The organism is Gordonia sp. 852002-51296_SCH5728562-b (assembly GCF_001665475.1).
Lineage (GTDB): Bacteria > Actinomycetota > Actinomycetes > Mycobacteriales > Mycobacteriaceae > Gordonia > Gordonia sputi.
In genome coordinates, this window is record NZ_LZMI01000008.1 from 62,040 (window position 1) to 76,119 (window position 14,080).

At 67.2% G+C, this 14,080-nt stretch carries 1 protein-coding gene; it reads left to right on the forward strand.

The annotated features are described in order from the left end of the window. Positions 1-322 precede the first annotated feature (322 nt). Positions 323-14,071: a non-ribosomal peptide synthetase gene (locus A5766_RS01465; protein WP_064903117.1), complete on the forward strand. Its 13,749-nt coding sequence runs from the start codon at positions 323-325 to the stop codon at positions 14,069-14,071. The last annotated feature ends 9 nt before the right edge of the window (positions 14,072-14,080 follow it).

Sequence of the window (14,080 nt, forward strand, 5' to 3'; positions counted from 1 at the left end):
GCCTGGGGTTTTGTCCCGATCTTGCGATCGCAACGCACCACCGGGTGGGTTCGCGAGCCGATTCGCGACGCGTGGCGCGCCGCAGGCAACCCCACAAGTGTAGGCGAACGCGCAGGTCCGGGCCAAATCGCTGCCGATAGGCATGACCACGACGACCCCTTCGCCATTCTCCACAACCGTCCACGCTTTCGATACTTCTTCAATCCGCACCCATCTGCGGCGCTCAGTCACGCGAAGCACGGTCAGATCCACCGGGCACAGGGCCACCACCACCGACCGATCGCCGCGCTCGACCGCGACGGTCACCTCATGAGGAGGCACAGTGAGCACCGAGGTGAGCACGACTCATTTCACAAGCGGACACGTCACAGGCGGGCAGCCCATGTCTGCCGACGCCCAGAGCCGACCGCTCTCTCTGACCGCGGCGCAGCGCGGCATCTTCTTCGCGCAGCAACTCGACCCCGACACCCCGATGTCGGTCGCGGCCTTCGCCGAGTTCTTCGACGACGTCGACGCCGAGGTGATGGACCGAGCGGTGCAACTGACCGCACTCGAGACCGAATCGGGGCTCCTGCGCGTCGTCGACGACGAGGACGGCGAACCACGCATCGTCGTCGATCGTGATAGGGACATCAGGCTCGGGCTCGTCGACTTCTCCGACGACGACGATCCGCGTGCGCGCGCTCTCGAATGGATCGACGATCACCGGTCACGCAACGTCGACGTCTACACCGATCCGCTCCTCGAGACGCATCTGCTGCGGCTGGGTCCGACGCACTCGCTCTGGTACTGCTGGGGCCACCACATCGCGTTCGACGGCTATGCGGCGATGTTCATGATGGTCCGGGTCGCTGCCCACTACACCGCGATCACCGAGGGTCACGCCGCGCCCGCGTCGACCAGCGCGACAATGGCGCAGATTGCCGAGATCGACCGCGAGTACCACGCCTCTGACGCTTTCGCCCACGCACGCGACCACTGGCAGCAGCGCCTGCGCCCCGGTGGAGCCGACGCTCCCGAACCGACCTCCCTGTCGCCGGCGAGCGCACCGGCTGCGCCGGTTGCCGTCGTCGAGAGCACCGAACTCGACGCCGACCTCGTCGCGCACATCCGTTCGCGCGCTGCCGATCACGGGGTGCGGGCCGCGTCGGTGATCACCGCGGCGGTCGCCCTCTACCTGGCACGCCTCAACGATCGCGACGACGCCCTGCTGAGCCTTCCGGTGGCGTGCCGCGACACCGACCTGCTGCGCACCTCTGCCGGACTCACGTCGAACGTCCTACCCGTCGGCATCGAATTCGACGCCGCGACGACCGTCGCCGACGCGCTGCGGAGCATGAACTCCGACATCAAAAATGCTGTGCGACATCAGCGTTTCCGCCACGAAGAGATCACCTCCGACATCCTCGACGACTCCGACGGTAGGCGCGGGTTCTTCGGTCCGATGGTCAACGTCATGCTCTTCTTCGAGCACATCGACTTCGGTTCACTGCGTGGCGAACTGAACGTGCTGTCGACAGGTCCCGTCGAGGACGCGTCCATCAACGTCTACGACGGCTTCACCGGCGGCATGCGACTCGACCTCGAGGCGAACCCGAACGTATACACCACAGACGACATCTCGGTGCACCACAACCGAATCGTCGACTTCCTCCGACGATTCGTCGACGCCCCCACCGATACGCCCGTCGTCGACATCTCTGCCGCGACGGCGTCGGAGTTGTCGGCCATCGACGATGTCGCACGCGGCCGCAGCGTGGCCGCAACGGACTCGACGCTCATCTCGCTGCTCGACGCCGCGCTGGAGCAGGGCACCGACACGATCACCGCGCTGATCGAACCCGGCGTCGAAACCCTGGACACCGCGACGTTCACCGCACGCGCACGCAGCGCGGCGGCCGGACTTGCCGCGCGTGGGATCGGCCCCGAATCGGTTGTCGGCGTTGCTCTCCCGCGAAGTGCCGACCAGGTGGTCGCACTGCACGCCGTCATCCGTGCGGGCGCGGCGTTCCTGCCCATCGATCCCGCGGAACCCGCGCAGCGCCTCGCGCACATCCTCGACACCGCCAAGCCCGCGGTGATCGTCGCAGCACCCGGCTGGGCCGGTGCCGACACTCCGGTGGTCACCGTCGACGAGCTGATCGAGCCATCACCGTCGACAGTGCAGTTCCGCGCACCCCGCCCCGACAATCCGGCCTACGTGCTGTTCACCTCCGGCTCAACGGGTAGGCCCAAGGGCGTCGTGATCGACCACCGCGCCATCGTGAACCGTCTGCGATGGATGCAGGATCGCTACCAACTCACTTCCGACGACCGGGTGCTGCAGAAGACACCGGCGACCTTCGACGTCTCGGTGTGGGAGTTCTTTTGGCCGTTCGTCGCGGGCGCCACACTCGTCGTTGCGCGGCCCGACGGCCATCGCGATCCGTGGTATCTGCGCGATGTGATCGCCGAAGAGTCCATCACGACACTGCATTTCGTGCCGTCGATGCTGTCTGCATTCGCCGACGCGCTCGCCCTCGACGAGTCGTCGAACCCCGATGCCCTGACGTCGCTGCGACGCATCTTCACCAGCGGCGAGGCGCTCACACCCGCGACAGTTGGTGCGATCGGCGAGCTCACCACCGCGCCGGTGCACAATCTCTACGGTCCGACCGAAGCCGCCGTCGACGTGACCTATCACGACGAATGCCGCAGCGACGCAGGCGATATCCCGATCGGCCGACCCGTCGACAACACGTCGACCCACGTGCTCGACCATCACCTGATGCCGCAAGCCGTCGGTGCGATCGGTGAGCTCTACCTCGGCGGCATTCAACTCGCCCGCGGTTACGCGAGCCGTCCCGACCTGACAGCGACGCGGTTCGTGTCGGATCCGCGTCAGCCCGGCGCGCGTCTGTACCGCACCGGCGACCTGGTACGTCGACGCGCCGACGGCGAGATCGAGTACCTCGGTCGCGCCGACTCACAGATCAAGATCCGCGGCCAGCGCGTCGAGTTGGGAGAGATCGAATCGGCCCTGGCGGCGTTGTCCGGCGTCCGCAGCGCGGCCGTCATCACGTTCGACGACGCGGCCACAGGTAGCATCGAACTGGCGGGCTACGTCGCGGGCGCGGATGACCTGGACTCCCGCGACGTCCGCGCAGAGCTCACCGAACACCTTCTCCCCCATATGGTCCCATCGACCATCACGGTTCTTGCGGATCTTCCGACGACAAGCAACGGCAAGCTCGATCGCTCCGCGCTCCCGGCACCGACACACACGTCGTCGCAGAGCGAACGAATCGAGCCGGTGACAGCACTCGACGTCGCCGTCGTCGAGACGGTTACCGCGGTGCTCGGTCTGACGACTCGGGTGTCGTCGTCCGACAACCTCTTCGATCTCGGCGGTAACTCGCTGTCGGCAACCAGGGTGAGCGCACGCCTCGCACGCCGAACCGGACACCGGCTGCCGCTACGCACCGTGTTCGACGCCCCGGACCTCGCCGCCTTCAGCGCCGCACTGCGCGCAGCGGGAGTCGACGACGAACTCCATACCAGCGAGTCCGTCGATGCGATCGCAGCGTCTACCGATGGGCGCGTCGCACTGTCGCCCGCGCAGCAGCGACTCTGGTTGACCGCCCGCCTCGACCCGGATTCTGCTGTCGCCTACCACATTCCGTTCAGTGTCCATCTTGTCGGAGCTATCGACGTCAGCGCTCTGCGTGCCGCCGTGAACGACGTCGTCGCGCGGCACGAGCCGCTGCGCAGCACGGTGTCGGAGCACGACGGACACGCATTCCTCGACATCCACGCCCCCGACGACGCCGCGATAGACATGCCTCTCGACGAGGTCGCCGAGGTCAGCGAGATACAGCAACGCGCCACCGACCTCGCCTCACAGCCGTTCGACCTCACGCGCGACTTCCCCATCCGCACACGACTCCTGCGCACGTCGTCCGACGATCACACGCTGGTCGTCGTCATTCACCATCTCGCAGCGGACGGGTGGTCGCTCGCGCCGTTCGCGGCCGACCTTGCCACCGCCTACCGTGCACGCGTCGACGCGCATACACCCGACTGGGCGCCGCTACCCGTCGAGTACTCGACGGTTGCCGCAGCCCACCGTGCCGCGTTGACCACCACCGACGGCACAGACCTCGACTTCTGGCGCAGTCGTCTCGCCGGCGCTCCCGCCGAAACCGAACTGCCACTTGATCGTCCGCGCTCCGATCGCCCAGGTGTTGCCGGCAGCGTCGTGACGATCACCGTGCCGCGCGAGCGTCACCGGGCGTTGACGACACTGGCCGCCGACAACGACGCGACCCTCTTCATGGTCGTCCACGCCGCGGTCGCCACGCTGCTGCGCGGCTTCGCCCGCGCCGACGAGATCGTCGTCGGCACACCGGTATCCGGACGCGGCGATGCCGACCTCGACGCGCCGGTCGGAATGTTCGTCAATACCCTTGCACTGCCGACGGGCGTCGACAAAAATGCCTCGTTCCTCGCTGTGCTCGGCAAGATCCGCGACGCCGACCTCGACGCCTTCGACCACGCCGACATACCGTTCGATCACCTCGTGACCGAACTGAATCCGCAGCGGTCGGCCCAGGTGCATCCGTTCTTCCAGGTCTCACTCGCGGTGGACAACCGCGACGACATCACCATCGACCTACCCGGCGTGAGCGCAACGGCCTCGCCGATCGACATCGCGTCGACCAAGTTCGACCTCTCGTTCACCTTCGTCGAACACACCGACGAGCACGGGCAACCGTCCGGAATCGACGTCGAGATCGGCTACGCCACCGACCTCTTCGACGCCCCCACCGTGAGCGGTATCGGTTCGCGACTGAGCAGAATCATCACCACGGTGACCGACGACGCGACACTCGCGGTCGGCGACATCGCCGTCCTCGACCCGAGCGAGCGACTCGGACTGGTGCCGGCCGTCGGCGTGGGAACCCGCCCCGTCGAGCACTTCTCGTCGATCCTCGCGGCAGCGGTTCGCTCGGAGCCCGACCGGATCGCCGTGACCGACGGCGACACCTCACTCACCTACCGCGAACTCGACTCCGCCGCCGAGACTCTCGCGCAGTGCCTGCGCGACAACGGAGTCGGCCCAGAGGACTTCGTCGCAATTGCGCTACCCAGGAGCGCGCAGTGGGTGCGCGCGGTCTGGGCGGTCACCCGATGCGGAGCCGCATGGGTACCGATCGATCCCGCCTATCCGCACGCACGTATCGAGTTCATGCTGACCGATTCCCGTGCGCGCCTGCTGCTGACCGACGTCGACTCTCACCCGAAACTCGGCACCGCGGCCGACGGCATCACGACCATCACGCTCGACGAGATCCACCGTTCGGGCGGCGACGCCCCAGCGCCACAACGCGACAACGCACCCGACCTCTCCGTCGACCAACCCGCGTACATGATCTACACCTCGGGTACCACCGGCACACCCAAGGGCGTCGTCGTCAGCCATCGCGGCCTCGCCGACTTTGCCGCACAACAGGTGTCGCAGTTCGGCCTCACCGCCGACAGCCGCACGATGCACATGGCGTCGCCCAGCTTCGACGCCTCGGTCCTCGAACTCCTCATGGCGTTCTCCGGCGCATCGACGATGCGCATCGTCGGACCTGATCCCGTCGCCGGTCGCGAACTGACCGATCTGATGCGGTCCGCAGGCATCACCCACGCATTCCTCACGCCCTCGCTGCTGACCACCATGAATCCCGACGCCGTGCCGGATCTCGAGGTGCTGGTGATCGGCGGCGAGCATCCGAATGCCGAAGCCGTCCGTCGGTGGGCGCAGACCACGACGATCTTCAACGCCTACGGGCCGACGGAGACGACGGTCGTGGCGACGGTCTCGGATCCGATCGTCGAACACCCGACGACGTCGTACTCGCCGCGCGTCACGATCGGCAGACCCATCCGCGGCGTCTCGACCGTCGTCCTCGACGAGCGGCTCCTCCCCGTCGCACCCGGGACTACCGGCGAACTCTACGTCGCAGGCACACACCTGGCACGCGGCTACCACGGAGTGCACGGACTGACGTCGAAACGCTTCGTCGCCAATCCCTTTGGCGATCCCGGCGAGCGGATGTACCGTACCGGCGACCTAGTGCGCTGGACCGCCGATCATCGCCTCGAGTTCCGCGGCCGCGCCGACGACCAGGCCAAGGTACGTGGCCACCGCATCGAACTCGGCGAAGTCGACGCTGCGCTCACCGCACTCGACGACGTACAGGCCTCGGTGAGCATCGTCGACGGCGACGGCGCGACGGCGCGCTTGATCTCGTTCGTCGCGTTCGACGGGGTCGATGCCGACCACCACGCGCGTTCGGCGCTGCTCACCAAGCTGCGAGAACGTCTGCCGCGGCACATGATTCCCTCGGCCATCATCACAGTTCCCGAGATCCCGAGGACCCCCGCGGGCAAGATCGACCTGCGCGCGCTACCCGCCCCCGGCGACGCCGACACCGCACGCGAGTCCGTGCCCGTGGCACCGCGTTCCGACGCCGAGCGGATGATCTGCTCCGTCATCGCCGGGGTACTCGACCGACCAATCACCGACGTCGGCGTCGACGACGACTTCTTCGACCTCGGCGGCAACTCACTGCTGGCGACACAGCTGGTGGATGCACTCGCGCAGCACACCGGCTCACGCCTGGCCGTGCGCGACGTCTTCGATCATCCGACCGCTGCGGAGCTCGCGCCCCTGTGCGCAGAGGCGACACCTGCGCAACACGCTCTCCTGCACCATGATCCGACCACCGAGCTGGTCTGCGGACCTGCTCAGCGGCAGCTCTGGTTCCTCAACACGCTCGGCGCCGACGACGACGCACCCGATGCGTCGTACTCGATCGCCTTCGCACTCGACATGCGCGGCGCACTCGACGTCGACGCGCTCGCAGGTGCGCTCCGGTGGGTGATCGACCGCCACGAGCCACTGCACACCGTCTATCCCGAGCAAGACGGACTGCCGACCATGGTGGCGGCCACGAGCAGCGATCTCACGCTCGACGTGCAGGATATCTCGGCGTCGGACTGGCGGGTGACCGCAGAATCGTTGGCGCAGCGTCCGTTCGACCTCACCCGCGATCTGCCCATCCGCGTTGCGCTGCACCAGCTCAACGACGCCGCGGACCACCACAAGCTGACCGTCGTCGTGCACCACATCGCCGCCGACGGCGCGTCGATGGCGCCACTCGCGCGTGACCTCGCGGGCGCCTACGCGGATCTGTCCGACGGTCGATCACCGTCGGCAGATCCGCTCCCTCTCGACTATCGCGACTACCTGCGGTGGCAGCGTGACACGCTAGATGCCCGCCTACCGGAGCTGACCGCGTGGTGGCACGCAGAACTCGACGGTCTCGATTCCGCCCCGGTTCTGCTACCCGATGTCGCCGCGAAAGATGGAGCGGCACAACGCGGCGCCGATGTCGTCGAGGTGACCCTCGACAGCGCCGTCCGTGCGCGCCTCACCGAACTCGGTAGCTCGACGATCACCGAGTTCATGGCAATGCACGCGGTGCTCGCCGCTCTACTGCGCCACCACAGCGCCGACCAGGACGTGCACACCCGCGGCTCCGACGCCGACATCGTCATCGGAACTCCCGCCGCGGGCCGCGCCGATCCCCGTCTCGCGCAACTTGTCGGAATGTTCGTCAACTCTGTCGCACTCCGCACCCGCGTCGACGGGGCGTGGTCGGCGACCGAACTCGTCGACGAGGTGCGCCGATCTGACCTCGACGCCCTCTCGCACGCGGACATGCCGTTCGACGCCGTCGTGGCAGATCTACGTCCGTCACGGACGGGTCGTCACCCCATCTTCACCATCTCGCTGACCGTCGACGATGATCCGCTCGCCACAACGGATTCCGCGTTGCGCGGAGTGCGCACCGAGATCGAAGAAGTCGACACCGGCGCAGCACGTTTCGATCTGGAGGTGCAGTCGCGCGGCGACACGCTTCGTCTGACGTATGCGACCGACCTGTTCAGCCGTGCCCGAATCGAAGCGCTGGCAGACGATTTCGTCGAACTCGCCCACGCACTGATCGCGCACCCCGACCGCAGCGTCGACGAGCATCTCGTCGCAACCCATCAACTCGCACCACAGGCTGAGCCTGCCATCACGTCACCCGACCCGGTTCATCTCGGCGACCTACTCGAGCTCACGGCCACCCGTCACCGTGATCTCATCGCCGTTGAGGACGGCGACGTCGCGCTGACGTACGCGCGCCTCGACGAGATCTCGGCACGCTGGGCGAACGCTCTCCGGGCCGAGGGTGTCGGTCCGGAAGACGTTGTCGCCGTGGCACTCCCCCGGTCGTGGCGGTTCGTCGCCGCGCTCTGGGCAGTGCTGCGCTCGGGCGGCGTGGTGCTCCCCATCGATCCGCGATACCCCCTCGAACGCATCGAGCACATGCTCCGCGACTCCGACGTGGCAGTCGGAATCACCGACACCGACGGGGTAATCGGAAGCGCTCAGCTCGACGCGTCGTCCGACCTGCACTGGTTCGACACCGGAGCACTCGATCGCGGCAGCGCGGCACCGCCGGCCCCCGCGCCGCGTCGACCCGACGCCGCGGCCTACGTGATCTACACCTCCGGCTCGACCGGCGTGCCCAAGGGCGTCACGGTGACTCACCGGGGCATCGGCGCGTTCAGCCAGAGCCAGCGGGACCGCTACGACGTTCAGTCTGGCGATCGCACACTGCATTTCGCGTCACCCGGCTTCGACGCGACGTTCCTCGAGTTCCTCCTCGCCTTCGATGCGGGTGCGACGATGGTCATCGCGCCGCCGACCATCTTCGGCGGAGACGAACTCGTCGAGTTCCTCGACGAGCACGCCGTGTCGCACGCATTCATCACACCGGCCGCGCTCATGGCCGCGGCACCCAGCCCCCTGCCACTGCTCCGGACCCTCGGCGTCGGCGGTGAGGCGTCGCCCGCGGAACTCGTCGCCGCCTGGGCACCCGGGAGGCGTTACGTCAACTGCTACGGACCCACCGAGACCACAATCGTGGCGACGATGTCGCAGCCATTGAGTCCCGGTGAGGCGATCACAATCGGCGAGCCGGTGATCGGTTGCACTGCACAGATTCTCGACCATCGTCTCAATCCCGTGCGCGACAACGTACCGGGCGAGCTGTACCTCGCGGGGCCGGGAGTCGCGCGCGGCTACCTCGGCCGCCCGGACCTGACCGCCGCACGATTCGTCGCCGATCCACGAGCGCGTGGCGCGATCATGTATCGCACCGGCGACGTGGTGCACCGCACCACAGCTGGGTCGTTGGTGTTCGACGGACGCAGCGACAACCAGGTCAAGGTGCGCGGCTTCCGCATCGAACCGGACGAGGTGAGCAACGCCCTCACGTCACATCCTGACGTCGACGCCGCGCTGACACTCGTGCGCGGCGAAGGCGCGGACGCACGCCTGGTCGCCTACGTCACCTCGACCCCGCCCGACTCACTGTCCGACCGCGAACTCATCGCACATGTTGCTGCGAGCCTCCCGCGACAGATGGTCCCGTCGAGCGTCGTCGTTCTCGATCGATTCCCGTTGACGCCCAACGGAAAGATCGATCGTCGGGCGCTACCTGCGCCGACCGCACCGGCGACGACCGTTGCGCGAGAAGTCGGTTCGACAGCCGAGCAGCGGGTCGCCGACGCGATGGCCGACGTCCTCGGCATCGGTCGCGACAGCGTCGGCGCAGACACCGACTTCTTCGCGGCAGGCGGAACCTCGTTGCAGGCCACCGCTCTCGCGGCGAAACTGCGGACCGACGACCGAACCAGGCTTCGTGTGCGGGAAATCTTCGATCACCCGACTGTCGCCGCGCTGGCAGCACTCGTCAGCCAGGACGAGCACACAAGTGACACAAACGATTCCACCCACCATCCGCTGATTCCACAGCGCGGCAGCGTCGTTCCGGTCGCGCCGATGCAACGTCGACTGCTCTCCCTTGCCCGAACGCATCCGGCGTCGACCGACTACCTGATGCCCTTCACACTGCATCTGACGGGAACCCTTGACCGTCAGATGCTCCGCGACGCACTGGTCGATCTCGTGTCGCGGCACGCCGGCCTGCGTACCGTCTACCCCTCCGAAACAGGCGGTACGCAGGTCGGAGGTGTGCTGATCGGAGCAGACCGCGCGATCGGACATATGCAACCGCTCGGCTACAGCGACAACGACGACGCGTCGGCGTTGATCGAGCACCTGTGCACCACCCCGATCGACATCTCGGCGCAGCCGGGGATACGCGCACACCTCCTGACGCGGATCTCGCAGGGCACCACGGGTGAGCACATCCTCGTCCTCCTCATCCACCATGCCGCGGCCGACGGGGCGTCGCTGCCGATTCTGATCGACGACCTCGCCACGGCCTACTCCGAGAGGCTGGGCGGCCGTGACACCATCTGGGAGGCTTCGGCTTTCGACTATCGCGACTATGCGGCGATCGTCACCGGGGCCGACCGTCGAACTGACGCGGAGGACAATCTCGCCTACTGGACAAACCTGCTCGCCGGCGCACCCGCCGACTGCGCACCCAAGCCGACCCGAACCGCACCAACTCGGGCCGACGCACCCGAGGGTTCACCGTCACTGGCCGGTTCGGTATCGATCCCACTCGACGACGCGCTGCGCAACGCTGTGATCGACTGCGCACGAACCTATTCGACCACCCCGTTCACCCTGCTCCACGCCGGGCTCGCCACCCTCCTGCACCGACTCGGAGTGGGCGACGACGTGGTGATCGGCACGCCAGTGGCGAATCGGGACGTCCCCGAACTCGCCGATACCTCCGACACCGACCTCACCCGCGTCGTCGGAATGTTCGTCAACACCCTCGCTCTGCGCACACGGCTCGACGGCACCGAGCCCGTTCGCGATCTTCTCGCGCGGGTACGAGACGACGATCTCGATGCGCTCGACCATCGCGACGTGCCCTTCGACGACGTCGTTGCCGCGGTCAACCCCGACCGGTCGGTCGGCGGGCATCCACTCTTCGAGGTCGCACTCTCTGTCCACGACTACGGGGCAGACGTCGCGCACAGCCAGGTCGAGCTGGCGCCGGGATTACATGGGGAGATCGACGAGATCGGCTCCGCACAGGCAAAATTCGGTCTCCAGTTCACGGTGGCGCACCTGCACTCCCCCGACGCCACCCTCGAGGTGACATTCGCCGCCGACCGGTACGACGACCGCGACGCCCACGATCTCGCTGTCAGATTCCTGCGGGTGGTTCGTGCGATCACCACCGACACCAAGCGGGCTGTCGGCGATATCCGCATCACCGATCCCCTCGAGGTGGCCGACGTCGCCCCCGCGCGCGGACCGCGCAGCGGCGAACCGATGACGTTCGGCGAGATTCTCGATGACGCCGTGTCACGCAACCCCGACGGCATCGCCGCCACCGACGGCGACACCGACATCACCTACCGCGAGCTCGACGCACGAGCGCACCGACTCGCACGTCTGCTTCTGGCGAGCGGGGTCAGGGACTCTGATTCCGTGGCAGAACCTGTTGTGGCGATGGCCATTCCGCGGTCGATCGAGGCGCTCGTTGCGATCTGGGCGATCGTGCGAACCGGTGCCGCCTACGTTCCCGTCGATCCGACGTATCCGCCCGAGCGGATCGCGCACATGCTCACCGACAGTGGTGCGCAGCTCGTGGTGACCGACTCGGCAACCCGTGAGCGCATCCCGTCGTCGACCACACCGGTGATCGTCGTCGACGAGCAGCCCGTACTCGACCGGCTCGCACGGACGTCGGCAGCGCCGCTCACCGATGCCGAGGCGACCCCCGCAGGCATCGATCAGTTGGCCTACATCATCTACACCTCTGGCTCGACCGGACGCCCGAAAGGCGTTCTGGTACCACACTCCGGGTTGCGCGCGGTGCGAGATGAGTTGCAAGCGCGGATGACACCACACGTAGGCTCACGGGTTCTGCATTTCGCGTCACCGAGCTTCGACGCCTCGGTGCTCGAATTCCTGCTCGCCGCAGCGGGATCGGCGTGCCTGGTCATTGCTCCCACTGATGTCTTCGGCGGTAAACCGTTGGCGCAGTTCCTCACTCGAACCGGGGTCACCCACGCATTCATCACGCCCGCCGCGGTGGCGAGCATGTCGCCGACCGACGCCCCGACGCTGAAGTGCCTGGCAATCGGCGGCGAGGCCTATGGAGCAGATCTCGCGCGACGGTGGTCGGCGGGGCGTCGGATCATGAATGTCTACGGCCCCACCGAGACCACGGTGATCACCACCTCCAGCGACCCGCTGCGCGCACACGACGAATTGACCATGGGCACACCGAACAACGGTGTGAGCGCACTCGTCCTCGATGCGCGGCTGCATCCGGTACCCGCAGGTGTTGTGGGCGAGTTGTATCTGATCGGATCGCAGGTGACTCGCGGCTACCACCGTCGCCCCGCCCTCACGGCCACCCGGTACCTGCCGGTCCCGATGGTCGCAGGCGACGAGTTCGCGGGTCACCGCATGTACCGCACGGGAGACCTCGTCCGGTGGACGCGCGACGGGCGACTGTCCTACGTCGCACGGAGCGACGGTCAGGTACAGATCCGGGGCTTCCGCGTCGAACTCGGCGAAATCGACGACGCCCTGACCGCCGACCCGCGTGTCGATTTCGCGGTCACCGTGGTCGTTGGCCCCGACCAGCGCGACTCCACGTCGACGCAGGGCGGTTCCACGCTGCACAGCTACGTGACGCTCACCGAACGAGCCGCCTTCGTCGACAACTCGCAACGAAGCGCTCTCGGCGACGACCTGCGGGGTCTTCTGCGACAACGTCTTCCGCGCCACATGGTGCCCGCGACGGTCACGATCCTCGACGAGATCCCGCTGACCCCGGTCGGCAAGCTCGACCGCGCGGCACTCCCTGCGCCGGAGATCACACGACGCGGCCGCGCCCCGCTCCCCGGCACCGAGAAGACCATCGCGGCCATCTTCGTCGAGGTGCTCGGATTGCCGGACGATGAGATCGCGGCAGACGCAAGCTTCTTCGACCTCGGCGGAAACTCGCTACAGGCAACGACTCTCACCGATCGTCTGTCGAGCGCTCTCGGAGTCGAAATCCGCGCACATCAGGTGTTCGCGGCACCCACCGTCGCAGAACTCGCGGCCCAGATCGACCCCGCGTCACACGAGCTGGACAGCACCGAAGGCTCCCGCTCCGCCTGGGAGGTACTCATCCCGCTGCGGTCGACACCGCGCGAGTCCGCATCGGCGACTGCGCCGCTGTTCGTCGTACATCCGGCGATCGGACTCTCGTGGGCATTCGCGTCGCTTCTCCCCCACCTGGAACCCGACCGTCCCGTCTACGGACTCCAACACCCCTCGCTGTCCGGGCAACCTGCCCCGTCGTCCCTTGGCGAGCTCGCCGCCTACTACGCGGAGCAGATCCAGTCGGTTGCGCCCACCGGGCCGTACCACCTGCTCGGTTGGTCACTCGGCGGGATCATCGCCCAGGAGATCGCGGTGATCCTCCAGGGAAGCGGAGAAGAGGTCGGCGATCTGACGATCCTCGACTCGTACGTCCTCTCCGACCGCCCCGACCTCGTCACCGAACCCTCCATCGGTGAGCTCATGATCGAATTCGGCATCACCGCAACCGATTCCGTCACCGCCGATCCCACCGCATCGCCCGATGTCGACGACGCCTGGCACGCGGTGCGGGCGGCGGGCGGGATGCTCGCGGGGCTGTCGAGAGCCGAATTCGGCACGGTGCACCGCGTTTTCGAGCAGGCAGGCTCCCTCGCCAATCCGTGGCGCCCGCGAGTGTTCCACGGAGACATCACCTTCGTCTCCGCCACCAGGGCATCACAGCCGGGAGCGCGAGCCGTCGACGGATGGCGTCCCTACGTCGACGGGTACATCCGCAACATCGACGTCGACTGCACGCACGCACGAATGCTGCTGCCGGACAACGTGGCCGATTTCGCTTACGCCCTCTCGCCACCACCGCGTCGATCAGCGCGGCATCGCAGAGACGACGCCGCAACGACGTCCCATCGATGGCGCTACACCAGTCGCGTCACGCCAACCGAAGACATCAACTGAGGAGGAATC